The sequence below is a fragment of the Sphingomonas sp. J315 genome, from assembly GCF_024666595.1.
In the GTDB taxonomy this organism is placed as follows: Bacteria; Pseudomonadota; Alphaproteobacteria; order Sphingomonadales; family Sphingomonadaceae; genus Sphingomonas.
The window spans coordinates 3472899-3499825 of sequence record NZ_CP088296.1 but is presented as its reverse complement, the minus strand read 5'-3'; the positions used below and the strand labels follow the sequence as shown (position 1 = coordinate 3499825).

25 protein-coding genes are annotated in these 26927 nt (G+C 65.9%); 14 read left to right on the top strand and 11 right to left on the bottom strand.

Going from position 1 to position 26927, the window contains the following annotated elements:
• Positions 1-11 precede the first annotated feature (11 nt).
• Positions 12-1679: an MFS transporter gene (locus LRS08_RS17765; RefSeq protein WP_257845915.1), complete on the bottom strand. Its 1668-nt coding sequence runs from the start codon at positions 1677-1679 to the stop codon at positions 12-14.
• Positions 1680-1857: 178 nt separating this feature from the next.
• Here LRS08_RS17765 and acs point away from each other — a divergent pair, with 178 nt between their 5' ends.
• Complete coding sequence (acs, locus tag LRS08_RS17760; protein WP_260481070.1) at positions 1858-3804, top strand: acetate--CoA ligase; 1947 nt, start codon at positions 1858-1860, stop codon at positions 3802-3804.
• Here acs and pobA read toward each other — a convergent pair.
• The 8 genes from pobA to LRS08_RS17720 all read right to left on the bottom strand — a co-directional run bounded on the left by pobA (position 3801) and on the right by LRS08_RS17720 (position 10638).
• Complete coding sequence (gene pobA, locus LRS08_RS17755; protein WP_260481069.1) at positions 3801-4970, bottom strand: 4-hydroxybenzoate 3-monooxygenase; 1170 nt, start codon at positions 4968-4970, stop codon at positions 3801-3803. The genes acs and pobA overlap by 4 nt on opposite strands.
• A 40-nt stretch (positions 4971-5010) precedes the next feature.
• On the bottom strand, positions 5011-5958 hold the full coding sequence (locus tag LRS08_RS17750) for a Gfo/Idh/MocA family oxidoreductase (RefSeq protein ID WP_257845916.1): 948 nt from the start codon (positions 5956-5958) through the stop codon (positions 5011-5013).
• 97 nt (positions 5959-6055) lie between these two features.
• Positions 6056-6937, bottom strand: coding sequence for a class III extradiol dioxygenase subunit beta (locus LRS08_RS17745; protein WP_257845917.1), 882 nt, complete (start codon positions 6935-6937; stop codon positions 6056-6058).
• A gap of 2 nt (positions 6938-6939) precedes the next feature.
• Positions 6940-7350 (bottom strand): protocatechuate 4,5-dioxygenase subunit alpha, encoded by a 411-nt coding sequence (ligA, locus tag LRS08_RS17740; RefSeq protein WP_257845918.1) that lies wholly within the window; start codon positions 7348-7350, stop codon positions 6940-6942.
• Complete coding sequence (locus LRS08_RS17735) at positions 7347-8270, bottom strand: amidohydrolase family protein (protein ID WP_260481068.1); 924 nt, start codon at positions 8268-8270, stop codon at positions 7347-7349. The genes ligA and LRS08_RS17735 overlap by 4 nt, the downstream gene beginning before the upstream one ends.
• 91 nt (positions 8271-8361) lie before the next feature.
• The gene (locus LRS08_RS17730; protein ID WP_257845920.1) at positions 8362-9273 is read right to left on the bottom strand and encodes an NAD(P)-dependent oxidoreductase; all 912 of its coding nucleotides are present in this window, start codon (positions 9271-9273) and stop codon (positions 8362-8364) included.
• 157 nt (positions 9274-9430) lie between these two features.
• Positions 9431-9670, bottom strand: a complete 240-nt coding sequence (locus LRS08_RS17725) for a hypothetical protein (RefSeq protein WP_260481067.1) — start codon at positions 9668-9670, stop codon at positions 9431-9433.
• The gene (locus LRS08_RS17720) at positions 9667-10638 is read right to left on the bottom strand and encodes a LysR family transcriptional regulator (RefSeq protein ID WP_260481066.1); all 972 of its coding nucleotides are present in this window, start codon (positions 10636-10638) and stop codon (positions 9667-9669) included. The genes LRS08_RS17725 and LRS08_RS17720 overlap by 4 nt, the downstream gene beginning before the upstream one ends.
• A 118-nt stretch (positions 10639-10756) precedes the next feature.
• On the opposite strand from LRS08_RS17720, the gene ligK reads away from it, so the two are divergent.
• From ligK to LRS08_RS17695, 5 genes are read left to right on the top strand one after another with little or no spacing between them, the layout of a single operon-like run.
• Positions 10757-11431: a 4-carboxy-4-hydroxy-2-oxoadipate aldolase/oxaloacetate decarboxylase gene (gene ligK / locus LRS08_RS17715; RefSeq protein ID WP_257845922.1), complete on the top strand. Its 675-nt coding sequence runs from the start codon at positions 10757-10759 to the stop codon at positions 11429-11431.
• Positions 11424-12479 carry a 4-oxalomesaconate tautomerase gene (locus LRS08_RS17710; protein WP_257845923.1) on the top strand — a complete coding sequence of 352 codons (1056 nt, stop codon included), beginning with the start codon at positions 11424-11426 and terminating at the stop codon, positions 12477-12479. Before ligK ends, LRS08_RS17710 begins: the two co-directional genes overlap by 8 nt.
• A complete protein-coding gene (locus LRS08_RS17705) occupies positions 12476-13351 on the top strand; it encodes an amidohydrolase (protein ID WP_257845924.1) in 876 nt (291 codons plus the stop codon). Before LRS08_RS17710 ends, LRS08_RS17705 begins: the two co-directional genes overlap by 4 nt.
• Positions 13348-14199: an MFS transporter gene (locus LRS08_RS17700; RefSeq protein ID WP_260481065.1), complete on the top strand. Its 852-nt coding sequence runs from the start codon at positions 13348-13350 to the stop codon at positions 14197-14199. Before LRS08_RS17705 ends, LRS08_RS17700 begins: the two co-directional genes overlap by 4 nt.
• The gene (locus LRS08_RS17695) at positions 14141-14512 is read left to right on the top strand and encodes a hypothetical protein (RefSeq protein WP_260481064.1); all 372 of its coding nucleotides are present in this window, start codon (positions 14141-14143) and stop codon (positions 14510-14512) included. The genes LRS08_RS17700 and LRS08_RS17695 overlap by 59 nt, the downstream gene beginning before the upstream one ends.
• Positions 14513-14657: 145 nt before the next feature.
• Here the strand turns inward: LRS08_RS17695 and LRS08_RS17690 are convergent, their stop codons facing one another.
• The gene (locus tag LRS08_RS17690; protein ID WP_260481063.1) at positions 14658-15845 is read right to left on the bottom strand and encodes a 5-methyltetrahydropteroyltriglutamate--homocysteine S-methyltransferase; all 1188 of its coding nucleotides are present in this window, start codon (positions 15843-15845) and stop codon (positions 14658-14660) included.
• On the opposite strand from LRS08_RS17690, the gene LRS08_RS17685 reads away from it, so the two are divergent.
• The 5 genes from LRS08_RS17685 (at position 15845) to LRS08_RS17665 (ending at position 22026) form a co-directional block, all read left to right on the top strand.
• Positions 15845-16867 (top strand): aromatic ring-hydroxylating dioxygenase subunit alpha, encoded by a 1023-nt coding sequence (locus LRS08_RS17685; RefSeq protein ID WP_260481062.1) that lies wholly within the window; start codon positions 15845-15847, stop codon positions 16865-16867. The two genes, LRS08_RS17690 and LRS08_RS17685, sit on opposite strands and share 1 nt — an antisense overlap.
• Positions 16864-17289 (top strand): MarR family winged helix-turn-helix transcriptional regulator, encoded by a 426-nt coding sequence (locus LRS08_RS17680; protein WP_257845930.1) that lies wholly within the window; start codon positions 16864-16866, stop codon positions 17287-17289. Before LRS08_RS17685 ends, LRS08_RS17680 begins: the two co-directional genes overlap by 4 nt.
• A gap of 48 nt (positions 17290-17337) precedes the next feature.
• Positions 17338-18660 carry an MFS transporter gene (locus LRS08_RS17675; RefSeq protein ID WP_257845931.1) on the top strand — a complete coding sequence of 441 codons (1323 nt, stop codon included), beginning with the start codon at positions 17338-17340 and terminating at the stop codon, positions 18658-18660.
• Positions 18661-18692: 32 nt separating this feature from the next.
• The gene (locus tag LRS08_RS17670; RefSeq protein WP_257845932.1) at positions 18693-19355 is read left to right on the top strand and encodes a GntR family transcriptional regulator; all 663 of its coding nucleotides are present in this window, start codon (positions 18693-18695) and stop codon (positions 19353-19355) included.
• A gap of 358 nt (positions 19356-19713) precedes the next feature.
• Positions 19714-22026: a TonB-dependent receptor gene (locus LRS08_RS17665; protein ID WP_257845933.1), complete on the top strand. Its 2313-nt coding sequence runs from the start codon at positions 19714-19716 to the stop codon at positions 22024-22026.
• Positions 22027-22119: 93 nt separating this feature from the next.
• Here the strand turns inward: LRS08_RS17665 and LRS08_RS17660 are convergent, their stop codons facing one another.
• Entirely contained in the window at positions 22120-23310 is a 1191-nt protein-coding gene (locus LRS08_RS17660; protein WP_260481061.1) for a cytochrome P450, read from the bottom strand.
• Between the two features lie 80 nt (positions 23311-23390).
• On the opposite strand from LRS08_RS17660, the gene LRS08_RS17655 reads away from it, so the two are divergent.
• The 3 genes from LRS08_RS17655 to LRS08_RS17645 are packed head-to-tail and all read left to right on the top strand — an operon-like array spanning position 23391 to position 26901.
• The gene (locus LRS08_RS17655; protein WP_257845935.1) at positions 23391-24662 is read left to right on the top strand and encodes an MFS transporter; all 1272 of its coding nucleotides are present in this window, start codon (positions 23391-23393) and stop codon (positions 24660-24662) included.
• Positions 24659-26140: a hypothetical protein gene (locus LRS08_RS17650; protein ID WP_257845936.1), complete on the top strand. Its 1482-nt coding sequence runs from the start codon at positions 24659-24661 to the stop codon at positions 26138-26140. Before LRS08_RS17655 ends, LRS08_RS17650 begins: the two co-directional genes overlap by 4 nt.
• 5 nt (positions 26141-26145) lie before the next feature.
• A complete protein-coding gene (locus tag LRS08_RS17645) occupies positions 26146-26901 on the top strand; it encodes a hypothetical protein (RefSeq protein WP_260481060.1) in 756 nt (251 codons plus the stop codon).
• Positions 26902-26927 lie beyond the last annotated feature (26 nt).

Below are 26927 nucleotides of genomic sequence, written 5' to 3'. Positions count from 1 at the left end.
CGGCATACACCCTAATCGTCGATATTCTTTCGGAACGTTTCGGGCAGGAACAGCAGACCGACCACCAGCGTCAGCCCGGCGACCACGATCGGATACCACAAGCCGTAATAGATATCCCCGGTCGCCGCGACCATCGCGAACGCCGTGGTCGGCAGGAACCCGCCGAACCAGCCATTGCCGATATGATATGGCAGCGACATCGACGTGTAGCGGATATTGGTCGGGAACAGTTCGACCAGCATCGCCGCGATCGGGCCATAGACCATCGTCACCAGCAGCACGAGCCAGGTGAGGATCGCCACGACCAACGGCTTGTTGATTGCCGCAGGATCGGCCTTGGACGGATAGCCGGCAGCGGTCAGAGCAGCCTTCAGCTCGCCCTGAAACGTGCTGATCGCAGCCTTGCGGTCGGCTCCGGTCACCTGCGCCGGATCGGGTGCGGTGAATGTCGCATCGCCGATCTTGACCTGCGCGATCGTCCCCGCCGCCGCCTCGACCGTGCTGTAGCTGATCGCATTCTTGGCAAGGAATGCCTTGGCGATGTCACAGCTCTTGCTGTCGAACTTGTTGCCGCCGACCGGATCGAACTGGAGCGAGCAATCGGCGTCGTTCGTCACCACCGTGACCGGCGCGGCGGCGGCGGCACGGGCGAGTGCTGGATTGGCTGCCGAAGACAGCGCCTGGAACGCCGGGAAATAGGTCAGCACTGCCAGCGCGCAGCCTGCCATGATGATCGGTTTGCGCCCCACCTTGTCCGAGAGCCAGCCGAAGAAGATGAAGAACGGCGTGCCGATGGCGAGTGCGATGGCGATCAGGATATTGGTGGTCGCACCATCGACCATCAGCATCTTTTCAAGGAAGAACATCGCGTAGAACTGGCCGGTGTACCAGACCACCGCCTGCCCCGCGACCGCGCCGAGCAACGCGATCAGCACCCATTTGAGGTTGCCCCATTTGCCGAACGCCTCGGTCAGCGGTGCCTTTGACGTCTTGCCCTCGGCCTTCATCTTCGCGAACACCGGGCTCTCTTCGAGTTGAAGGCGAATCCACAGCGACACGCCGAGCAGCAGAATCGAGATCAGAAACGGCACGCGCCAGCCCCAGTCCCTGAACGCCTCTTCACCCACCAAGGTGCGCGTGCCGATCACGACAAGCAGCGCCGCGAACAGCCCAAGCGTCGCGGTCGTCTGGATGAAGCTGGTATAGAGCCCGCGTTTGTTGTTCGGCGCATGCTCGGCGACATAGGTCGCCGCCCCGCCATATTCGCCGCCGAGCGCAAGTCCCTGGATCAACCGCATCAGGATCAGCAGCACCGGGGCAGCGACGCCGATCGTGGCGTAGGACGGCAACAGGCCGACGACGAAGGTCGCAAAGCCCATCAAGCCCATGGTGACGAGAAATGTGTTCTTGCGCCCCACCAGATCGCCGATCCGCCCGAACACCAGCGCGCCGAACGGCCGCACCGCGAACCCCGCCGCGAATGCCGCGAGCGCGAAGATGAAACCGGTCGTCTCGTTTACGCCCGAAAAAAACTGCGCCGAGATGATCGTGGCGAGCAGGCCGTACAGGTAGAAATCATACCATTCGAACACGGTACCGAGGGAGGAGGCGGTGATGACCAGCTTTTCGCTCTGGGTCGCCTTGTGATGCTTGGGCAATTCGTCCGCTTCCGTGGCCATCGGCCCTTCTCCCCTATATTCCTTCCGCGCACGGTGCCGCGGACGGGGAAGCATGCCGCAGACCGTGTCGCGCTGCTATCCCGACAAAGGTCGCAGTTCTACGACGAGAGTCGGACTGACCTGCGCCCCGTGATGCGCTAACGCGGAGCCAAGCGCCCGGCGCGAACAGGAGAGTGAGATGGCCCAGACGATCTTCCCGGTACCCGAGCAATGGGCGGCGAATGCACTGGTCGACGCGGACGGCTATGACGCCATGTATCGGCGCTCGGTCCAGGATCCCGAGGGCTTCTGGCGTGAGGCGGCACAGCGGATTGACTGGATCACGCCGTTCACGCGGGTGAAGGACACCAGCTTCGACGAGGCCGATTTCGGCATCGCCTGGTTCAGCGACGGCACGCTCAACATCAGCGCCAATGCGCTCGACCGGCACCTGGCCGAGCGCGGCGACGCAACCGCGATCCTGTGGGAGGCGGATAGCCCCGACGAGCCCCACCGTGTCATCACCTATCGCGAACTGCACGTCGATGTCTGCCGCTTCGCCAATCTGCTGAAAGCGCAGGGCGTGAGGCGCGGCGAGCGCGTCACCCTCTACCTCCCCATGGTGCCGGAGGCTGCGGTGGCGATGCTCGCCTGCGCGCGCATCGGCGCGATCCATTCAATCGTGTTCGCCGGCTTCTCCCCCGACGCGCTCGCCGGGCGAATCCAGGATTGCGACAGCCGCATCGTGCTGACCGCCGATGAAGGACTGCGCGGCGGCAAGCGCATTCCGCTCAAGGCCAATGTCGATGCGGCCCTCGCCCGCTGTCCGGGGGTCGAGCGGGTCATCATGCTCCGCCGCACCGGTGCCGACGTGCCGATGATATCGGGCCGTGATATCGACTGGGCGGAAGCATCCAGCCAGAGCGCCGACTGCGCGCCCGAGGCGATGGGCGCGGAGGACCCGCTGTTCATCCTCTACACCTCAGGATCGACCGGCAAGCCCAAGGGCGTGCTGCACACCACCGGCGGCTATGCCGTGTGGACGTCGATGACGCACGAATATGTCTTCGATTATCGTCCCGGCCAGATCTACTGGTGCGCCGCCGATGTCGGATGGGTCACCGGCCACTCTTATGTCGTGTACGGCCCGCTGATGAATGGCGCGACGAGTGTGATGTTCGAGGGGGTGCCCAACTTCCCCGATCACAGTCGCTTCTGGCAGGTGGTCGACAAGTTCGGGGTCGAGATCTTCTACGCCGCCCCCACTGCGTTGCGCGCGCTGATGCGCGAGGGCGACGACTGGGTGACGCGCACCAGTCGCAGCAGCCTGCGCCTGCTCGGCAGCGTCGGCGAGCCAATCAATCCCGAGGCATGGGAATGGTATCACCGCGTCGTCGGCGAGGGCCGCTGCCCGATCGTCGACACCTGGTGGCAGACCGAAACCGGCGGCGCGATGATCACCCCCCTGCCCGGCGCGACCGCGCTCAAGCCGGGGTCGGCGAGCAAGCCGTTCTTCGGCGTCCAGCCCGCATTGCTCGACAATGACGGCAACGAGATCACCGGCGCGGGCGACGGCTGCCTCGTCATCACCGACAGCTGGCCCGGCCAGATGCGCACCGTGTGGGGCGACCACGACCGCTTCTTCCAGACCTATTTCAGCACGTTCAAGGGCCGCTATTTCACCGGCGACGGCTGCCGCCGCGACGCGGATGGCTATTACTGGATCACCGGCCGCATCGACGACGTGATCAACGTGTCAGGCCACCGCATGGGCACCGCCGAGATCGAAAGCGCACTCGTCGCCCACCACAAAGTCGCCGAAGCCGCGGTGGTCGGCATGTCGCACGACATCAAGGGCCAGGGCATCTACGCCTTCGTCACCACCAATGCCGAAGTCGAGCCCGACGCCGCGCTGCGCGCCGAGCTGATCAAATGGGTGCGCCAGGAAATCGGGCCGATCGCCACCCCCGACGTGATCCAGTTCGCCCCCGCTCTGCCCAAGACCCGCTCGGGCAAGATCATGCGCCGCATCCTGCGCAAGATCGGCGAGAATGACGTCAGCAACCTCGGCGACACCTCGACCCTCGCCGATCCGTCGGTCGTCGATCACCTGCTCGCCAACCGACCGCAGCTAACAAGGGCCTAAAGCGGCAGCCCGACGTAATTCTCCGCAATCGCGGTCTGCATCGCGGTCGAGCTGGCGAGATAGTCCAGTTCGGCCGCCTGCATCCGGTGTTCGAACGCGCCATCCTCGGGGAAGCGGTGCATCAGCTTGGTCAGCGACCAGCTGAACCGCTCCGCCTTCCAGATGCGCGCCAGCGCCTTCGCCTGATAGCCATCCAGCCCTGCGTCGTCCCCCTGCTTCAGCGCACCGACCAGCGCATCGCTCAGATAGGCGACATCAGAAGCGGCAAGATTCAGCCCCTTCGCGCCCGTAGGCGGCACGATATGCGCGCTGTCCCCAGCGAGAAACAGCCGACCATGCCGCATCGTTTCGAAGACATAGGAGCGCAGCGGCGCGATCGACATCTCCAGCGCCCGACCGCGCGTCACGCCATGTTCGCTGATCGGGTCGAACCGTGCCGCGAGTTCGTCCCACAAAAGATCTTCGCTCCAGTCCTCCACGCGATCGGTCAGCGGGACCTGGATATAATAGCGGCTGCGCGTCTTCGAGCGCATCGAGGCGAGCGCGAAGCCGGCATCGGTATTAGCGTAGATCAGCTCATCATGGCACGGCGGCACGTCTGCCAGGATGCCGAGCCAGCCAAACGGGTAGACCCGCTCGAACTCACGCACCGCATGCGCCGGGATCGCCTTGCGCGACGGCCCATGGAACCCGTCGCACCCCGCAATATACGCGCAGTCGAGCCGCTGCGTCGCGCCATCCTTCACATAGGTGACGAACGGCGAATCGCCCTCGATCTCATGCAGCGCCACGTCGCCCGCCTCATACACAATCTCCAGCCCGCGCCCAGGCGCCGCGTCCATCAGGTCACGGGTCAGCTCGGTCTGGCCATAGACAGTGACATGTTTTCCGGTCAGCGCGGTGATGTCGATGCGGATCAGCCGGTCGTTGGTGGCGAGGTTGAACCCTGCCTCGACCAGCCCCTCCGCCTTCATCCGCGCATCGATGCCCAGCCGCGTCATCAGGTCGGTGGTGACCGTCTCCAGCACCCCCGCCCGAATGCGGCCGAGCACATAATCGGGCGCCGCGCGCTCGACGACGACGCAATCCACCCCCGCCTGACACAACAGATGGCCGAGCAACAGGCCCGACGGCCCTGCCCCGATGATCGCAACCTGGGTCTTCATGTCATTCCCCCAAGGCCGCCCGTACGCGGCCGATTGACGTTCAGCGCGCCGCGTTCAGCTGCTGCTCCAGCTGGTGCAGCACGCGGTAGCAGGGCAGCACCTGCGCAACGCTGGCATTGGGTTCGCGGCCCTCGCGGATCGCGGCGACGAATTCGCGGTCCTGCAGCTCGATCCCGTTGGTCGAAACCGTCACGCCGGTCAGGTCGACCGGCTCTTCGCGCCCGGTCACCAGATCGTCATAGCGCGCGATCCAGGTGCCGTTGTCGCAGATATAGCGGAAGAAGGTACCGAGCGGCCCGTCATTGTTGAACGACAGGCTGAGCGTACAGATCGCCCCGCTTTCCGCCTTGAGCTGGATCGACATGTCCATCGCGATGCCGAGTTCCGGGTGGTGCGGGCCTTCGATCGCGTTGGCCGCCACGATCGGTCCGGCCTGATAGGCGAACAGGTCCACCGTATGCGCGGCATGATGCCACAGCAGATGGTCGGTCCAGCTGCGCGCCTCGCCCTTCGCGTTCATGTTCTGGCGGCGGAAGAAATAGGTCTGCACATCCATCTGCTGGACGTTCAGTTCGCCCGCCGCGATCTTGCGATGGAGATACTGGTGGCTCGGGTTGAAGCGGCGGGTATGCCCGACCATCGCGGTCAGGCCGGTCTCCTGCGCCTTGGCCAGCACCGCCTCGCCATCGGCCAGGCTGTCGCACAGCGGGATTTCGACCTGCACATGCTTGCCCGCGTCCATGCACTGGATCGCCTGCGCCGCATGCATCTGGGTCGGGGTGCACAGGATCACCGCGTCGAGCCCCGGCTGCTCCAGCGCCTCGGCGAGCTCGGTGGTCGCGTGCGGAATGCCGTATTTATCGGCCACCGCCTGCGTCGGTTCGAGCCGGCGCCCGACGACCGAGATCACCTCGACCCCGTCGATGTTCTTGAGCCCGTCGAGATGCTTTTCGCCGAATGCCCCGGCGCCTGCGAGTGCGATTTTCATGTTTCGCTCCAGTCTAATTCGTCACCCCAGCGAACGCTGGGGTCTCATGAGGTTTGCCCTTGCCGCCCGAGACCCCAGCGTTCGCTGGGGTGACGGATCAGGCCGCGACCCCGCTCCCCGTCATATCCAGCCCCTCGCCATTGTCGGGGCGCAACACGAGATGCCCGATCGCGGTATTGGAACAGGGCACGTGGTAATGCCGGTGCAGCGCGGCGGTGCGCTTGCCCAGCGCGCCGCGCATGATCAACCACATCACCATCTCGATCCCCTCGGACCCGGTCTCGCGCAGATATTCGATGTGCGGGATGCGGCGCAGGTGATCGCTCTCGCCGATCAGCCCGTCGAGGAACATATTGTCCCATTCGCGATTGATCAGGCCCGCGCGCGGCCCCTGCAACTGGTGGCTCATGCCCCCGGTGCCCCACACCTGCACGTTCAGATCCTCGGGGAAGCTCGCCACCGCGCGCGCGATTGCCTCGCCCAGCGCCCAGCAGCGATTGCCCGATGGCGGTGGATAGGTGACGACATTGACCGCCAGCGGAATGACCTTGCACGGCCACACGTCGGGCGTCCCGAACATCATCGACAGCGGGACGGTCAGTCCGTGATCGACCTCCATCTCATTGATGATCGTCATGTCGAATTCGTCGAGGACCAGGCTCTGCGCGATGTGCCAGGCCAGGTCGGGATGGCCCTCCACGTCCGGCACCTTGCGCGGGCCCCAGCCCTCGTCGGCGGGCTTGTAGCGCTCGCCGCAACCGATCGCGAAGGTCGGGATGATCTTCATGTCAAACGCCGACGCGTGGTCGTTATAGACCAGGATGACGACGTCGGGCTTTTCGGCCTTCTCCCATTCGCGGGTCCAGTCATAGCCGGCGAAGATCGGGCCGAAATAATCGTCGCGATCCTTGGCCTGATCGACGGCTACGCCCAGCAGCGGGACATGGCTCGACGCGACGCCTGCGGTGATGCGGGCCATGGTTATTTACCTTCCTTGATCGATCGGACGCCTTGGGGCGAACGCCCGCCGCGCATCATCATCTCGCGATATTCGGGGAAGCTCATGTCGGTCATCGTGCTGACCGCCTCGGCAAAGGCGATGCCGTCGGTCGAGAAGAGCTTCGAGAGGAAATAGACGTTGCCGCCTAGGTCCAGGCACTTGTTGTAATCGCGGGCGAGCAGCGCCTGCTTGGCTTCCTCGCTCAGCGGCCATTCGTCGAGATAGGCGCGCTCGTCCGCCTTGAACCGCTCGCGGTTCTCCGCCTTCATCAGGCTCATCGCGAACTGGTTCATGTGGTACCCGGCACGCGCGCGCTTGGCAGTGAACACGCGGGTGCCGGGAATATCCTCGAACTCGGCAAGATAGGCGTGGATGTCGCTATGGTCACTCACAGGCCGCGCTCCTTCAGCTTGGCATCGAGACGGGGGAAGACGCGGCGGGCGTTGCCGGAAAAGATCGCCGCGCGCTCGGCATCGCTGATGTCCAGCGCGTCGACATAGCGCTTGGTGTCGTCGAAATAATGCCCGGTGGTGGGATCGATCCCGCGCACCGCGCCGACCATCTCCGACCCGAACAGGATGTTCTTGTTCTCGATCACGTCCGCCAGCAGGTCGACGCCCGGCTGGTGATAGACACAGGTGTCAAAGAAGATGTTGTTCATCAGATGCGTGTCCAGTGACGGCTTCTTCAGCATGTCGGCAAGGCCACGATAGCGCCCCCAATGGTACGGTACTGCGCCGCCGCCATGCGGAATGATGAAGCGCAACGTCGGGAAATCGGCGAACAGATCGCCCTCCAGCAACTGCATGAAGGCGACCGTGTCGGCCGCGATGTAATAGCCGCCGGTCGCATGCATCGCCGGGTTGCAGCTGCCCGAGACATGGATCATCGCCGGGACGTCCAGCTCGACCATCTTCTCGTAGAAGGGGTACCAATAGCGGTCGGTCAGCGGCGGATGGGTGAAATGCCCGCCGCCCGGATCGGGGTTGAGGTTGCACCCGATAAAGCCGAGTTCGGTCACGCAACGCTCCAGCTCGGCGATGCTGGCGGTCATGTCGGCCTTGGGCGATTGCGGCAGCATGCACACGCCGACAAACGTCTCGGGGAACAGCCCGACGACGCGCGCGATCAGGTCGTTGCAGCGCCGCGCCCATTCGATCGCGACACCCTCGTCCCCGACATGCGGCGCCATCGCCGATGCGCGGGGGAAAAGATCGTCAGGTCCGCACCGCGCTCCTTGATCAGGCGCAGCTGGTTCGCCTCGATCGTCTCGCGGATCTCGTCGTCGCTGATCTCGGGATAGGGCGGACACGGCGTCCCCGCCTTGAACGCCGCCTTCTGCTCCTCGCGCCAGGCATCGTGCGCCTTGGGCAGGACGGTGTAATGGCCGTGGCAGTCGATGATCACGCGGCACTCTCCCCAGATTCACTTATCGTCACCCCGGCCTTGAGCCGGGGCCCAGCTTCCTCTTCAACGCCAGCAAGCACTGCCAGCTTCGCCGTCAGCCCCTCCGGCGGCGTTATGCCCAACGCCCCTAGCTCCCGCTGACGCTGGATCGTGTCCCGCGTCATCGCCGGATCGACGCCCAGATCGCTCAGCGTTTTCGCAACCTCTTCCATCTCCGCCGCGCGACGAGTGCCGTGCGCCAGCATGCGGTCGAGATTATAATCGGCCCGCTCCGCCCAGCCCTGTTCCTTCCAGCTCGCGTCGAGCGAGGCGAGCACCGCATCGCGCACCCCTGCCCGCTCCGCGGCCAGCACGCATTCGGCGGTCAGCGCCTCCAGCCCCTTGACCATCACCGACCGGATCATCTTGATCGCCGACGCATCGCCGACCTTCGGGCCTGCGACCGACACGTTGGTAAACCCGTAGCTGCGCAGCGCCTCGCTCGCTTCCAGTGCATGCGGTCCGGCGACCAACAGCGGCACCGCGAGCCGGGCGGGCAGCACCGGCGCCATCACCGCGACATCGACATACCGTCCGCCCGCCGCTTCGATCGCCGCCGCCGCATCGCGCTTGGTCCCCGGCGCGACACTGTTCATGTCGAACCACAAGGCTCTCGCGCGGAGCAAGGGCGCGCATCGCTGCGCCGCGACCAGCGCCTGATCGGCCGTCACCAGGCTGAGCACCGCATCGGCCTGTGCCAGCGCCCCCGCCGGAGTCGCCGACCAGCGCACTTCAGCCCGTTCGAACTCGGCGATCTTGATGAGGCGGGTTTCCGGAGCTTCGGACTTGATGTCGAATGCGGCAATATCGGGACGTGCGAACGCCTGTCCCGCTTCGCCAAAACCGATCAAGGCGACCGCTTCGTGCATCACGCGCCACTCGCGTGTCGCGCGTTGCAAAGCGCCTCAGCAACCGCAACGGCGGCGCGAGGCGCATCACAAGAACAATGTTGTTCGCGTTGCAGTGGCATGATTTCGGGGCTTAGTCGTGCTTGCCCCGACAGGGCTAATCCAATTGGATTTGCGCCTATCGATTTTCCTGACTTCTCGTCTCGATTGTCGCGCGGTGGAGCAGGTCGATGAAGCGTGCCTGGCTGGCGGTGGGGCGCCAGCCTGCGCGGGTGCTGATGCCGATGGTGCGGACCGCGCCGGGGAGTTGCGGGCCGACGCGCTCGAGCATCCCCGCGCCCACCTCCAGCGCGACCTGATCGGGGGAGAGCAGGGTCAGCAGATCGCTCTGTACCAGCAGGCCGCGGATCACCATCACCGAGCCGCATTCGATCGGGACCGGGGGCAGGTCGCGTCCGGCGAACAACGCCTCCCAGTGCGCGCGCAGCGGGTGCCGACCGGGCCGACGACCCAGGATTGCGCGGCGAGCGTGTCGAGGTCGACTGCGCCGTGCGCCAGCGGATGCCCGCGCCGCCCGAAAATGGCGAGGCGGTCGGTGAACAGCGGCACCTGCTCCACCCCCGGCGGGCAGTCGTCGCGCAACGCGCCGACCATGATGTCGATGATGCCGTCGAGCAGCGGATCGACCAGCTCACGCCACGACCCCTCGACCACATCGACCACGGTGCGCGGCTCCTCGCGGAGGAATTGCGCAAGGCTGTGCGGGAGCAGCAGCGCGCGGCTGAGCGGCATCGCGCCGATCGCGATGCGCCCGCCCTCCCCTTCGTCGCCGCGCGCTTCGGCAATCCCGGCGGAGATCTCTCTCGCAGCAAGCCGCACGCCGCGCGCCAATGTCCGCCCCGCCGGGGTGAGCGCCATGCCACGCCCGCGCCGCTCGGCCAGCGGGGTCGCGCAGACCTGTTCCAGCTCCCGCACCGAGCGGTGCACCGCCGGTTGCGACATGCCGCTCGCCGCCGCCGCGCCGGCAAAGCCCTGTGCGTCGGCGAAGTGGAGGAAGGCATCGAGCTGGGTCGCGGTCATCAGCAGCTCGGGGCGGGCAAAACCGCGCGTCCCGCCGCGCGCCGACCGCCGCGTCGCCGCGGCGAGCTGGTCGAATGCGCGCTCCACCCGCTCGGCCAGCGCTGTGCCTGCCGGGCTGGGCGTGACCCCGTCCGAATGCCGGTCGAACAGGGTGACGCCAAGCTGTTTCTCCAGCTTGGCGAGCCCCTGCGTCAACGCCGGCTGCGACAACCCCGCCGCCTCTGCCGCGCGGTTGAGGCTGCCCTGCGCAATCACCTGACCAAGGGCACGCAGATGGCGGAGATTGAGGTCGAACGGGCGAATCATTCCGCAGACATATCAGAAAATCTTATCGCGGCTCGGAATTTCAGATAGAGAACATGTCGCCGATAAACGCTACATCCGCCCCCTACTTCCATTCGCTTTTTCCCTCGGGAGATGTCCAATGTCGGCACGCGTTGTGCAGAATATCCAGCGCACTCCATTGGACATCGTGGAGGGGCTTGGCCACGCTGGCGTCGCGACGGTGCATGAGGCGCAGGGGCGGATCGGGCTGCTCGCGCATTATATGCGCCCGATCTATTCCGGAGCGCGGATTGCGGGGAACGCCGTCACCATCTCGTCGCCGCCGGGCGACAACTGGATGGTGCATGTCGCGATCGAACAGCTGAAGGAGGGCGACATCCTCGTCCTCGCTCCCACTTCCCCATGCGTCGACGGCTATTTTGGCGATTTGCTGGCGACCAGCGCGATGGCGCGGGGGTGCCGGGGGCTGGTGATCGACGCCGGGGTGCGCGACGTGCGCGACCTGACGCAGATGGGCTTTCCAGTATGGTCGAAGGCGGTGTTCGCGCAGGGGACGGTCAAGAACACGCTGGGGTCGGTCAATGTGCCGATCGTGTGCGCGGGCGCCGCGATCGAGCCGGGCGACGTGATCGTCGCCGATGACGACGGGGTGTGCGTGGTCAAGCGTGCGGATGCCGCCACCGTGCTGGAGGCGGCGCGCAAGCGCGAGGCAGCCGAAGAGGCCAAGCGCGTGCGGCTGGCAGCGGGTGAGCTGGGACTCGACATCTACGACATGCGGCCGCGGCTGGCAGAGATGGGCTTGAAATATGAGTGAGGGCGTCCGCTGCATGTGGATGCGGGGCGGGACGTCCAAGGGCGGCTATTTCCTCGCTGACGACCTGCCCGCCGACACCGCCGCGCGCGATGCCTTCCTCCTGCGGGTGATGGGATCGCCCGATCCGCGCCAGATCGATGGCATGGGCGGCGCCGATCCGCTGACGAGCAAGGTCGCGGTGGTGCGCAAGTCCGCGCGCGACGGGGTCGATGTCGATTACCTGTTCCTGCAGGTGTTCGTCGATCAGGCGATCGTGACGGACGCGCAGAATTGCGGGAATATCCTCGCGGGCATCGGCCCGTTCGCGATCGAGCGCGGGCTGGTAGCGGCGCAGGACGGCGAGACGCGGGTCGCGATCTTCATGGAAAATACCGGACAGGTCGCGGTGGCGACGGTCCAGACGCCAGGCGGCGTGGTCCGTTACGACGGCGATGCGAGCATCAGCGGCGTGCCGGGGACCGCCGCGCCCATTCCGCTTGCCTTTCGCGATACTGCCGGGTCGAGCTGCGGCGCACTGTTGCCTACCGGCAATGGCGTGGACGAGATCGATGGCGTCAAGGTGACGCTGATCGACAATGGCATGCCGTGCGTGGTGATCACCGCCAGCGATATGGGAATCACCGGGTACGAGGACCGCGACACGCTCGACGCCGATGAGGCGATGAAGGCGAAGGTCGAGGCGATAAGGCTGAAGGCCGGGCCGCTGATGAACCTGGGCGATGTGGCCGCGAAATCGGTGCCGAAGATGATGCTGGTCGCGGCGCCCCGCGACGGCGGCGCGATTGCCGTGCGATCGCTGATTCCGCACCGCGTTCATGCCTCGATCGGGGTGCTGGGCGCGGTCAGCGTGGCGACGGCGTGCCTGATCGAGGGGTCACCTGCGGCGGCGCTCGCGGTGGTGCCGGAGGGGCGGACGCTGACCCTGGGCGTCGAGCATCCGACCGGGGTCACCGAGTGCGTGGTGACACTGGATGAAGATGGGACGCCGGTCGAGGCGGGGATGCTGCGCACTGCGCGCAAGCTGATGGATGGAGAGATTTTCGCATGAGCCGCAGCAAGACTTGGGTCGATACGCCGTCAAAGCCGAGCTGGACGCCACCGCCCGGCGCGATCGATGCGCATGTCCATGTGTTCGGACCGGAGGCGGAATTCCCGTTCAGCCCGAAAGCGAAATATCATCCCGAGGACGCGACGCCGGAAATGCTGTTCGCGCTGCGCGACCATCTGGGCCTCAGCCGCAACATCATCGTGCAGGCGAGCTGCCACGGCACCGACAACGCAGCGACGCTGGCGGGAATCGCCAAGTCCGGCGGCCTCGCGCGCGGGGTGGCCGTGGTCGACCCCGATATCGGGGTCGAGGAGCTGAAGGCGCTGCACGAGGGCGGCATTCGTGGCGTGCGCTTCAACTTCCTGAAGCGGCTGGTCGACAATGCGCCCAAGGACAAGTTTCTGGAGATCGCGCGCAAGATCGCGCCGCTCGGCTGGCACGTCATCGTCTATTTCGAGGCGGATATTCTCGAGGAGCTGGTCCCGTTCCTCGAGGCGATCCCGACCACCATCGTCGTCGATCATCTAGGTCGTCCCGATATCGCGCAGGGCCCCGATGGCGCGGATATCACCGCGTTCAAGCAGCTACTCGACACCCATCCTAACATCTGGACCAAGGTGTCGGGGGCGGAGCGCCTGTCGATCCAAGGGCCGCCGTTCGACGATTTCGTCGAGGTGATCCGCCCGGTGGTGGAGCGCTATCCCGATCGCGTACTGTGGGGCACCGACTGGCCGCACCCGAATATGGAACACCGCATCCCCGATGACGGGCAGCTGGTCGATGTGCTGCCGCGCATCGCGCCGACCGCCGAACTCCAACGCAAATTGCTGATCGACAATCCGATGCGGCTTTACTGGCCCGAAGAGATTTGAGCGCCGCGACGGGTCGCCTGATCCTGCTCGGCGCGATCACCGCGCTGGGATCGCTGGCGATCCAGATCATCGTTCCCGCCCTCCCCCTGCTGGCAGCGGGCATCGGCGCAAATGCAGCCGGCGGGCAGCTGGTCATATCGGTCTATCTGGTCGGGCTGGCGCTCGGTCAGCTGGTGTGGGCGCCGGTGGCGGATCATCACGGGCGGCGTCCGGTGCTGCTCGGCGGGATCGTAGTATTTCTGGTCGGCACGCTGGTCTGCGCAGGGGCGGGCGATCTTGCCACGATGCTGTTCGGCCGCGCAATCCAGTCGGTCGGGGCGTCATCGTCATTGGTCACCGGGCGCGCGATGGCGACCGACACCGCGCCCGTGGGCAAGGCCGCCGCGCCGCTCGCGATCCTGACCAGCGTAACCTTGATCTCACCTGCGCTTGCCCCTGCGGTGGGCGGTGTGGTGACCGGGATCGGCGGGTGGCGGGCATTGTTCTGGATCTTGGCAGGGCTGACCCTGATCGGCGGCATGCTGGCATTGCGCATGCTGCCCGAGACGCGGCCTGGCGACCGCGCGCCGCTGCATCCGCACCGCCTGATCGGCAATTACTGGCGGGTGGCGCGGGAGAGCGGGTATCTGCCGCTAGCGACGGCGAATGCGTTGATCAGCGGGGGGGTTCTACACCTTCCTTGCCGCCTCCCCCTTCGTGCTCGACGCGGCGGGGGCGACGCCGGCGCAGGCGGGGCTGTTCTATTCGGGCGTCGCGTGCGCGATCATCGGCGGGACGCTGAGCGTGCCGATGATCCTGAAGCGCTGGCCGACGCGGTTGAAGGCGGGCGGGACGCTCGTGCTGGGTAGCGGCGCGGTCGCCGTGCTGATCGTCGCGGCGAGCGGCGCACCGCTGGCGGGGCTGTTCGTCGCGATGGCGCTGATCGCGTTCGGCGCGGGGCTGACTGGCCCTGCCCTGCTCGCCGAAGCGATCGAGCGGCAACGCGAGCGGGCGAGCGCGGCGACCAGCCTGTTCGGGACGATGCAGATGGGCGGCGCGGCGCTGATCTCGACGCTGGCGGTGCGGATCGCGCCGGATCCGGCGGTCGAGCTGGCGCTGATCGGGGTGCTGGTGCTGTTGGCGCTGGGGTTAAGGGCGTGGGGTGGGCGAGAAGCGCGCTAATCCTCCCCCGCCAGGGGGAGGTGGCAGCGCGGAGCGCTGACGGAGGGGGCGGAAGGGTTGCTGCATGAAGGGAGAGGACGCAGCCGTCCTCCCCCTCCGTCGCCTGCGGCGCCACCTCCCCCTTGCGGGGGAGGATTGTTTGTCGTCAGCCCCACACGTCCTTTGCCACATCGATCACCAGGCGCATCTTTGCCGCCTGCTGTTCGACCTCGATGTCGTTGCCGTGGACGGTCGAGGAGAAGCCGCATTGCGGCGACAGGGCCAGCTGGTCGAGCGGGGCGAACTGCGCGGCTTCGTCGATGCGGCGCTTCACGTCGTCCTTCGATTCCAGTTCGCCGAGCTTGGTGGTGACGAGGCCGAGCACGACCGTCTTGCCCTTCGGCACATGGCGCAGCGGGGCGAAATCGCCCGAGCGCGGATCGTCATACTCGAGGAAGTAACCGTCGATATTCAGTTCGTTGAACAGAACCTCTGCGACCGGCTCGTAGCCGCCCTCGGCCGCCCAGCTCGAGCGGAAATTGCCGCGGCATAGGTGGACGCAGACGATCATGTCCTCGGGCTTGTCGCGGATCGATTCGTTGATGATCTGCGCATAGAGGCGCGGCAGTTCATCGGGGTCCATGCCGCGCTTGCGGGCATTTTCGCGCTGCGTTTCGTCGCACAGATAGGCAAGGTTGGTGTCGTCGAGCTGGAGGTAGCGGCAGCCGGCATCGGCGAGGCTCGCAATCTCAGCGCGATAGGCGGCGGCGAGGTCGGCGTAGAAGTCCTCGAGGTCGGGATATGCTGCAGCGTCGATCGCGTCGCGGCCGCCGCGGAAGTGCAGCATGGTCGGCGACGGGATCGTCACCTTGGGCGTCCGGCTGGTGCAACTGGCGAGGAACTCATAGTCGGCGCGCTGAATGTCCCTGGCATGGCCGATCTTGCCCGTGATCTTCATCACCGGCGGGGCATATTCCAGCTCCTTGCCGCCATGCTGGTGAAACTTCACCTGGGTGAAGCCGGCGGTCTCGACACCGTCGAGTTGAAGCAGGAAATCGGTGTGGAAGAAGGTGCGACGGAATTCGCCGTCGGTGATCCCTTCCAGCCCCAGATCCTCCTGGAACTTCACCACGCCGCGAATCGCCTCATCCTCGACCGCGCGCAAGGCGGCGGCATCGATGCTGCCCTCCTTGAACGCGGCGCGGGCGTCGATCAGCGCCTTGGGGCGCAGGAAGCTGCCGACATGGTCGGCGCGAAACGGGGGGTGGGCATCCTCAAATCTCCTTGCATTATTTGTAAGTGTTACATACGAAATGCTGCATAGACCGATAGGACAGAGAGAGGAGCGAGGCAATGACCTGGATCGTCAATCGCTGGTACGTCGCCGCATGGGATTCCGAGGTAGACAGTAGCCCGATCGCCCGCACCATCTGTGGCGAGCCGGTGATGCTCTACCGCAAGCTCGACCGCAGCGTCGTCGCGATGCGCGACGCCTGTCCGCACCGGCTGCTGCCGCTGTCGATGGGGTTCAAGGAGGGCGATTCGATCCGCTGTCGCTATCACGGCCTGCTGCTCGGTCCCGATGGCTGCGCGACCGAAATGCCGATCAAGTCCGAGACCGTGCCCAAGGCGGTCTGCGCCACATTGTATCCCGTGGTCGAGAAGCATCGCTTCATCTGGGTGTGGATCGGCGATGCGGCCAAGGCCGACCCGGCGACCGTGCCCGATTTCTGGCCGTGCAGCGCGCCGGGATGGACGTTCGACGGCGGATACGACCATATCAAGAGCGATTACCGGCTGGTGATCGACAATCTGCTCGACCTCAGCCACGAGACCTGGGTCCATCAGGGGTCGATCGGCCAGCATGAGATTACCGAAGCGCCGATCGAGACGGTGGTGAAGGGCGAGGAAGTGTTCGTCCGCCGCTGGATGCCGGGGATCGAGCCGCCGCCCTTCTGGCGCGATGCGCTGCGATCGACGGGCTTGGTCAATCGCTGGCAGATCTGCCACTTCCTTCCCCCCTCGTCAGTCCTGATCGATGTCGGCGTGTCGCCGGTCGAGGCGGGCGATACGATCGAGAGCCACGATTCGGGGGTGCGCGGCGTGGTCGTCGATGCCATGACACCGGAGACCGAAACAACGACTCACTATTTCTGGGGCATGGCGCGCAATTTCGACATCGACGATGCCGGCTTTACCGCGCGGCTGAAGGGGCAGCAGGGCCAGGTGTTCGACGAGGATGTCGAGGTGCTGGAGGCCCAGCAGCGCAGTATCCTGGCCAATCCCGACATGAAGCTGCGCGGCTATTCGATGGATCAGGGCAGCGTTCGCGCGCGCGCGATCATTCGCAAGCTGATGGAAGCGGAGACCGCGTGACGATCGGGCGAGGTGAACTCGACAATATTCTGGGCCTCAGGCTGCGGCGCGCGCATGGCGCGGTGCAGCGGCACTTCGTCGAGCATTTCGCCGATCTGGGGCTGACACAGAAGCAGGTGTCGGTGCTGTGGCTGACCGGGGATCACCCCGATCTGGCACAGGCCGATCTGGCACAGGCGCTCGACATGGATCGCGCGACGACGATGGCGCTGGTCCATGGTCTCGAAAAGCGCGGACTGGTATCGCGTAGCCCGTCGCGGACCGATGGCCGACGGATCGCGTTCCGCCTGACCGCCGACGGCACGGCATTGCTTGCGAGGGCCAAAGCGGCGATTCTGGAGCATGAGACGTGGGTGAAGGCGCGGTTCAGCGCGGCCGAACTCGGAATGCTTGAGGAATTGCTCGCACGCATCTATCGCTGACTTGTTTGCCGATATAACAATGGCCGAACACCGGCCGATGGAGGGGAAATGGCTACCGATCCGCGTGCAGTGATCGACCGCGCACCGATGTCCCGGTTCCAGTGGGGCGTGGTCGCGACGATGGTCGGGTTGAACGCGCTCGACGGCTTCGACGTGCTGTCGATCAGCTTCGCCTCCCCCGGCATCGCCAAGGATTGGGGCATCGACCGCGCGCAGCTCGGCATCGTGCTGTCGATGGAGCTGGTCGGCATGGCGATCGGTTCGCTGTTCCTAGGCGGCATTGCCGATCGTATCGGTCGGCGTGCGACGATCCTTTCGTGCCTCGCGATCATGACCGTGGGCATGCTCGGTGCAGCAACGGCGGACGGCGTCTATTCGCTGATGCTCTGGCGCGTGCTGACGGGCCTTGGCATCGGCGGCATGCTCGCGGCGACCAACGCGGCGGTGGCGGAAGCAGCGAACGCCAAGCACCGCTCGCTCGCGGTGGTGCTGATGGCGGCGGGCTATCCGGTGGGCACGATCATCGGCGGCTCGATCTCCGCAGTGCTGTTGTCGATGTATGACTGGCGCGCGGTGTTCGTATTCGGCGCAGTCTGTTCGATCCTGTTCGTGCCTCTGGTACTGTGGCGCGCGCCGGAGTCGGTCGCGTTTCTGATGCACAAGCGACCGCCCAACGCGCTGGAGCGGATCAACGCCAACCTGGCGCGGATGGGGCACCCACCGATCGACGCCCTGCCCGATCCTGACGTGGTGACGACGCGCAAGGCGCCGCTGGTCAACCTGTTCTCGCCTGCGCTGATGCGTCCGATGATCCTGCTGACGCTCGCCTATCTCGCCCACATCATGACCTTCTACTTCATCCTGAAATGGATCCCGAAGATCGTCGTCGACATGGGCTTCCCGCCGCCCGAGGCCGCCGGCGTGCTGGTCTGGGCGAGCATCGGCGGTGCGACCGGATCGCTGATCCTGGGGCTGCTGACCGGCAAGATCCGGCTGCTCGCGCTGACCATTGTCGCGATGCTGCTGTCGACGGGCCTCGTCATCCTGTTCGGCCAGGGGCAGAGCGACCTGGCCGGGCTGTCGATGGTCGCAGCGGCAGCGGGCTTCGCCACGAATGCCGGTGTCGTCGGCCTGTACGCGCTGATCGCCCAGTCCTTCCCGACCGGGGTCCGTGCGACCGCCACCGGCTTCGTCATCGGCGTCGGGCGCGGCGGATCGGCGCTGGCCCCTGCCCTTGCCGGTTTCCTGTTCGCAGCCGGTTATGGCCTGCCGACGGTGGCGATCCTGATGGGCCTTGGCTCGATCGTTGCAGCGGGCGCGCTGCTCGCGATGCGCGGGTGGAAGGCACCGGTCGAGGGCGCGGCCGGTTGACAGGCGCCCCGCGCCCCGGCGAGGGTCGCGGCATGGCCGACGAACCCGACCGCATCCTTTCCGCCGCCGAGGTCGCCGCCTGGCTGCGCGAACGCATCCGTACCGGGCGCGCGGTGCAGGGCCAGCGGCTGGTGGAAGCGGACATCATTCGCGAAACCGGCGCGACGCGCAGCCGCGTGCGCGAGGCGCTGCAACGGCTGGAAAGCGAAGGGCTGATCGTCATCGAGGAGTTCCGCGGCGCATCGGTTCGCCGTTTCGGCCGCGATGAAATCCGCCAGATCTATCGCGCGCGCATGGTGCTGGAAGGGCTGGCGGCGCACGACTTCGCGCTGGCCGACGATCCCGAACGCAAGGCGCAGCTGGTGGGGTTGCAGGAGCAGCTCAACGCGGTCGAGAATACCGGCGACCACCCGGCATTCGTGCGCGCGAACGATGCGTGGCATGCACTGATCCTCGACGGTGCGGATAACGACTATGTCCGGGGCTTTGTCGAGCGGCTGCGGCTGCCGCTCTACCGCCTGCTCTTCTCCGCCTTCTTCAAGCCGCACCGCATCGACGATGCGAACAGCGACCACCGCCAGATCACCGACGCGATCGTGCGCGGCGACGCGCCGGAGGCCGAGCGACTGATGCGGAAACATGTCGAGGATGCGCTCGCGGCCGTGATCGAGATGGAGGATGTGCTCCCGCATTGAGCGGACGTAGGCGGAGTTCTCTCCCCTGCTCCTGACGTCACTCCGGCCCTGTGCCGGGGTCTCCTCGGGCTCACGCGCATCACGAGCCTCCATGTTCACGCTCACCTCAAGGTGGACCCCGGCACGGGAGCCGGGGTGACGATGGAGGATGGCGGGGGACGGGAGCAGCACGAAGGAGAGGATGAGGACGAAGACCCTCCACAACCCTCCCGCAAGCGGGAGAGGCTTGAGCGCGGAGAGGCTTGGGCACCCCTCAACAGTTTGCTGACGAGATTGTTGACAATATTTGTATTGTTCCATAACCATCGCATCACAAGGGGGCAACGACCCCCGACATTTGCCTTGGGGAGGATCCTAAATGCGCTTTCGTCCGACCGTCGCGCTTGCCACCACAGCGTCGATCGCCGCCCTGCTGACCGCATCGCCTGCCCTGTCGCAGGACGCCCCTGCCGCGCAGGAGGATGAGGTCGGGGTCGGCGAGATCGTCATCACCGCGCAGCGTCGCGAGGAGCGGTTGCAGGACGCGCCGCTGTCGGTCACCGCCTTGAGCGCGGAGTCGCTGGTCGAGCGCGGAATCGACAATCTGGGCGATGTTTCCAACTTCGCGCCCAATCTCGAGCTGCATCCGACCAACCGTCCGGCGGGCGGCGGTTCGGCGTTCGCGGGCTATATCCGCGGCGTCGGCACCGGCGATTTCCAGTTCCCGACCGATCCCGGCATCGGCCTGTATGTCGACGACGTCTATATCGCGCGGTCGATGGGCGGCCTGTTGAGCCTGGAAGATATCGAGCGGGTCGAGGTGCTGAAGGGGCCGCAGGGCACGCTGTATGGCCGTAACACGATCGGCGGCGCGATCAACGTCATCACCACCGAGCCGCGTCTGTCGGGCGAGGCGAGCGGCGTGGTCAAGGCGCGCGCCGGCAGCTACAAGCGTGCCGACGTCTCGGCGCTGATCAACACACCGCTGGTTCAGGACGTGCTGGGCCTCAAGCTGTCCGCCTCCTATCTGACCAGCGAAGGCTATGGCACGCGCATACTCGACGGGCTGCATTATGCCGGCGAGAACCGTTTCATCATTCGCGGCGCGATCAAGGCGCAGCTGGGCGATGCAGTGACGCTGAAGGTCGCCGGCGACTATACGCGGCAGCGGCAGAACCCGCCCTCGGGCTATCTGATCGATTTTGTGCCCGCAGGACCGACCGTCGCCAAGATCGCGCGGTTCAACCAGTTCGCCGCGCCCTATTGGAACCCGCGCCTGGGCCTGCCCACCGGATCAATCTATGACGCGCGCTGGGAAGCGCCCGACCCCTACAATGTCTATTCGCTCCAGCCGCAGCAGGACGACGCCGATATCGGCGGACTGTCGGCGGTGCTGAACATCGACCTGAGCGACACGGTGTACCTCAAATCCGTGAGCGCGTGGCGGACGATCGACGCGCTGATCGAGGTGGACGGGGACCAGACCCCCTACCCCCTCCAGCAATCGCGCACGACGATGAACCAGGACCAGCTGAGCCAGGAGCTGCAGCTGGGCGGCACCGCAATGGACGGCAAGCTCAACTTCCTCATCGGTGCCTATGCGTTCCGCGAGGAAGGCGATTCCACCGTCTTCACCCGCTCGTTCGAGGGTATCTATGAAGCGCTGATCGCCGCAAACCAGCCGACCACGGCGGCAGATGTCGGCAACACCTTCACCACCTTCTACATGAAGGCGACGAGCTATGCGCTCTTCACCCAGGAGACGCTGAAGCTGACCGACCAGTTCGGCGTGACGGTCGGCGCGCGGTACAACAAGGACCGCAAGGAATATGCGACATCGGTGATGCGGCCGCAGAACAACAGCGTCGTCGTGCCGCTGTCGAGCGCGGTGGCGGAGTGGGAAAGCTTCACCCCGCGCGTCGCGCTGGAGTATAAGCCGAACACCGACATGCTGCTCTATGCCAGCTGGTCCAAGGGGTTCAAATCGGGCGGTTTCGGCGCGTCCACGGTCGCTTCGACCCCGACGCCGCGCTACGACCCGGAAAAGCTCACCAGCTATGAACTGGGCGCGAAAACGAGCTGGTTCAACAATCGGCTGACGTTCAACGTCGCGGGCTTCTATTCCGAATATCGCGACATTCAGCTGACGGTGCAGTCGACCGACCCGATCACCAACGCCAATATCCGGACGACACGCAACGCGGGCGGTTCGGACATCAAGGGGTTCGAGCTGGAGATTGCGGCGCGGCCGACTCGCGGGCTCGATCTCAATCTGGGCGTCGGCTATGTCGATGCACGGTTCGACACGCTGGCGGCATCGGCGATTTCGAGCGGGTTCAGGCTGGGCGATCGCGTGCCGCAGATCCCCGACTGGTCGATCAACGCCGGTATCTCATACGGCTTCGAGACCGGTGCGGGCGAGCTGACGCTGCGCGGCGATCTGAGCCACAAGGGGTCGCAGTTCCTGACCCCCGCCGATGCGACGTCCTTCCAGGATGCATACACGCTGCTGGGCGCGCGGATCGGGTTCAAGCCGAGCTTCCTGCCCGGTATCGAGCTGTCGGTCGAGGGCACCAACCTGACCGAGACCGATCACGCCTATTACAAGGGCACGCTGCCGCCGACCGGCGAATATGTGGCGATCCCGGCGGCGCCGCGTGAAATCTACGCGACGGTGCGGTTCAGTTTTTGATCTTGGACGGCCTCTCCAGGTGGGGAGGCCAACCTTGCGGGACTCCCCGAACCTTTTGCCCCTCCCCCGAAAGGCGGAGGGGTTTTCTTTGCGCTAGGCCACCTTGAGCGGGACATAGACCGGGCCGACTTCGGGCATTCCGCTCATCCGCACCTCGCCAGCCAGTTCTATGCGACGCGTGCGGGCGAGGAGTTCGCGCAGCGCGATGCGAAACTCCATCCGCGCCATCGCCATGCCGGCGCAACGATGCGGGCCGCGTCCGAAGGCGAGATGGTCGCGCACATTGGCGCGGTCGAGGCGGAATTCATCCGGAGCATCGAACACCGCTTCGTCACGATTGGCGGAGGCATAGGCGAGCGCGATCGGCTCACCGGGCTCGATCCGGCGACCGCCCAGCTGGATGCCGTTGCGAGTCGTGCGCGCGAAGCCGCGATAGGGGGTGTAGAGGCGCAGGAACTCCTCGACCGCGGCGTCGATCATGTCTGGCGCGGCGCGGAGCTGGTCGGCGAGCGCCGGATGGCGCGCGAGATGGACCGCGACGCTGCCGAGGAACACCGGCGGCGCGACCAGGCCGACGACGAGGATCTGGCGGACGCAGCCGACCAGCATTTCGTGCGGGAGCGGATTTCCGTCGGCGTCGGTCGCGGCGAGCAGGCTGCTGACCGGGTCGAACTCCGGGTCGAGCGGCGCGGCGCGGCGGGTGGCGATGAGGTCGCGGGCGAGGTCGTAGAGCGTCTCGCTGGTCCGCGACACGGTTTCGATATCGAACGCCTCCCACGCCTTTACGAAATCCTTGGCTGTGCGCCACAGCAGATCGGTCTGGTCCTCGCTGAGCTGGAACCAGTCTGCGAACAGCAACGCCGGGAGCGGGCTGCCGAAGCCTTCCACGAAATCGCCGCCGCCGGCCGCAATATAGGCGTCGAGCAGCATTGCGACATGGCGTTCGATCACCGGCTCGATCGCAGCGAGCCGCGAGGCGCCCAGCGCGCGGTCGATCGCGCGGCGATAGGGCGTGTGCTCGGGCGGGTCGAGATGCAGCGGCGGACGGCGACCAGTGGCGGACGCGCCGGGGACGACGTTGCGGACCGTCGTCGTGAACTCGGCGGGATCATCGAGGATCGCCTTGATATCGGCGTGCCGCGTCGCGATCCAGAAGCCGCCGAACGCGTCGCTGTGCGCGACCGGGCATTTGGCGCGCAGTTCGGCGAACACGCGGTGCGGCGTGTCGAAATCCTCATGCGCGTGCGGGTCATATTCCTGGCCGTTCCAGCGCGGCGTCATCATCCTCGTCCTCAACGATTGTCGACAATCTCGTTGACACAAAAATGCTTTATCGCATAGCGTTTTCCGCAAAGGAGAGAGGCTTGGAACCGACCACCTATCGCAAGGTGATGGCGCGCGTCGTCGCGCCGCTGACCTTTCTCATCATATTGAGTTCGCTCGACCGTGTGAACGTCAGTTTCGCCGCGATCGAGATGAATCCCGACCTCGGGCTTGATCCCAAGGCCTATGGCTTTGGCGTCGGCATCTTTTTCGTCGGATATCTGTTGTTCCAGCTGCCGAGTGCGGCGGTGCTGCGGCGGATCGGGCCGCGCTGGTGGATCGCGGGAAGCGTGATCGGCTGGGGCACCGTCGCGACCGCGATGGCGGCAATCCAGACGCCGATGCACTTCTATGTGCTGCGCTTCCTGCTTGGGCTGTTCGAGAGCGGGTTTGCGCCGGGCGTAGTGTGGTATGTCAGCCAGTGGCTGCCGCAGCAATATCGCGCGCGGGCGATTGCCGGCACGATGCTGGCGATCCCGATTTCGGTGATCTTCGGCGGTCCGCTGTGCGGCGCGCTGATGGCGATGGATACCGGCAGCATCGCGTCCTGGCGGGTGATGTTCTTCATCGAGGGGCTGGCGACGGTGATCGCCGGGATTGTCGCCATCTTCTGGTTCGTGGATCGCCCGGCGCAGGCGCGCTGGCTATCGGACGGGGAGCGGGAGCAGATCGAAGCGACGATCGCAGCCGAGGTTGCGGACGCGCGGGCACCGAGTGCGAAGCTGAGCGATGCGCTGAAGGACCCGATCCTGTGGGTGTCCGCCGGAGTGTGGTTCGTGCTGATCACCGGCGCCAATGCGATCATCTTCTGGCTGCCGATTGCGATCAAGACGCTGGGGCGGAGCGATCCGCTGGAGGTGGGGGTGCTTGCCGCCCTCCCCTGGGTCGCGATCGGGGCCGGGATGGTGTGGAATGCGCGGCATTCGGACCGGAGTGGCGAACGCTACCGGCACCTCGCCTGGCCGATGCTGGGCGCGGCGGCGGCATTCGGGGTCGCGGCGCTGTTCACGCATAACGGGCCGCTGGCGCTCGCGGCACTGGTGATCGGCGGGTTCGGGCTTGGCGGGGCCCAGTCGGTGTTCTGGACGATCCCGACCAAATTCGTCGGCGCGCGCAATCCGGGTGCCATCGCGACGATCAACCTGTGCGGAAATGCCAGCAGCACGGTGATGCCGGTGGTGATCGGCTGGATCGTCGCGACCACGGGCCAGATCACGGTGCCGGTGTTCGTCCTGTCAGGGCTGATGCTGCTCGGCGCGTTGCTTATCCTGCCGCTGAGCCGCTTGGGCAATGCGCGTGAGGGCAAGGCGTGATCCGCGCACTCGCCCTGGGTGCAGCTACCGCCGCCTTCGCCGCGGCGGTCGCATTTGCGCAGGGGGGCGAGAGGGATCCGTGGTGGGATCCGAATGAGGGGCGCGTATTCCCGGCGCAGCTCGATTATCGCAACGCCCATGGCACGCTCCGGCTCTTGCTCGACAATGGGCCGATGGAGACGAAGGACCACCCGTTCTTCACCGCGATCGGGCCGAACGGGCGGGCGTGCGTCACCTGTCACCAACCTGCCGACGCGATGAGCCTGTCGGCGGCGTCGGCGGCGCGGCAATGGGGGCGGCATGGCGCGAAGGACCCGCTGTTCGCCGCTTCCGACGGGTCCAACTGCCCCAGCCTGCCTCAGGGCGAGCGCGCGTCGCATTCGTTGCTGATCGACCATGGCCTGATCCGCATCGCCCGCCCCTGGCCGCCGAAGGATGTGAAGCCGGACTTCACGATCGAGGTGGTGCGCGATCCGTCGACCTGCAATCTCGACCCGAAATACGGGCTCAAGGGTGCGGGGATGGTATCAGTGTTCCGCCGTCCGCGCCCGGTGGCGAACTTCAAATATATCGAGGCGATGGGTTTCGCCTATGATCCCAAGGCCGGGATGCCGCTGCCGGTCGATCCGGAGACAGGCAAGCCGGTCAGCGGCAACCTGATGGCCGATGGGCGCGTGCCGACGCTGGAGGCACAGATGCGCGACGCGGCGGGGGCGCATCTCGGCTTCCTGAAGAATCTCGACAAGGGCGACATCGCCCGCATCCTCGATTTCGAGCGGCGGATCTATGCTGCGCAGCAAATCGACGTGAGGGGCGGACCGCTGGACGGCGACGGGTCGATGGGCGGGACGAAGACGTTGCAGATATCGGCGGCCGGGCGGCTGGGCAGCGACGGCGGCATTCCCGTATGGAGCGAGTTCGAGGCGTGGGAGAAAATGTCCGCCGCGGAGAAGGCCAAGCTGTCACCCGAAGTGCGCGAATTTCGTGAGTCCGTCGCGAGGGGCGCGCGGGTGTTTCGCGACAAGACGTTCCTCATCACCGACACTGCGGGCATCAACTCGCCGATCGGGTTCGGCAATCCGGTACGGAACAGCTGCGTCTTCTGTCACAACATGTCGTATATGGGCATGGACGTTGCGCCGGGTCAGGTCGATCTCGGGACGACCAACGCGCCGTTCGCCGACCCCGCCCCGCACCTTCCGCTGTTCCGCATTACCTGCACCGGCAAGCCGCATCCGCATTATGGGCGAACGATCCTGACCAGCGATCCGGGCTTTGCGCTGACCACGGGCAAATGCGCGGATGTCGGGCGGATCACGCTGCAAACGATGCGCGGGCTGTCGGCGCGCGCGCCCTATTTCTCCAACGGCAGCGCGAAGGATCTGCGAGGAGTGATCGACTATTACGAGCGGCGCTACAATATCGGGTACACCGAGCAGGAGAAGCGCGATCTCGAAAACCTGATGCGCGCGCTGTGAGGGCGGTGTTGCTGTTGGGCGCGGTCTTGCTGACCGGCGCGCAGGATGCGCACCAGACGGTACGCTTCATCGCCTGCCCGGTTTATCGCGACACCGACAATGGGCGGAAGTCGGGATGCTGGCTGGCGAGCGATCCGGCGACCGGCATCCGATATGACGTCACCGCCGCGCCGACCAAACCCGACTGGAACCATGCGATCCTGGTCGAAGGGTTCGTCGCGACGAATGGCGGCGATCCGTGCGGGGGTACGGTGATCGAGCCAGCGACAGTATCGGTGCTGGAGGAGCCCTGCACCCGCCACCTGATCCGCGCGGAGGGCTATCAGGGGCGGCGCTTCGCCCTGCCCGCGCGTAACGTCCGGCCGCTCTATGAGGCGCGCAACAAGCCCTCCCAGCCGTTCGCCGAGGGACGGTTCACGATTCCGTTCGGCTATCGCAGCAGCTTCATCACCTATCAGCTGAGCGACTATTATCTCGACGCGACGATCAACTATGCGCTGGATGTGCAGCCGGCGCGGATCGAGATTGCCGGGGTCGCACAGACGGTTCCGGATATGGTGTCGGGGCGCGAGATCGTGGAGGACAAGGCACTGGCGCGGACCCGCGCGGAAGTGGTGCGGCGCGCGCTGATCCTGCGTGGAATTGCGCCGGAGCGGATTCGGATCGTCAAGGCGTTGTCGGGGCCGTTCGTCACGGAGGCGTTTGATGGGCTGAGCTGGCCGCAGGCGCGGCGGGTGGATGTGCGGATCGTGCCGGAATAGCCGTTCAATCCCTCTCCCCTTGGGAG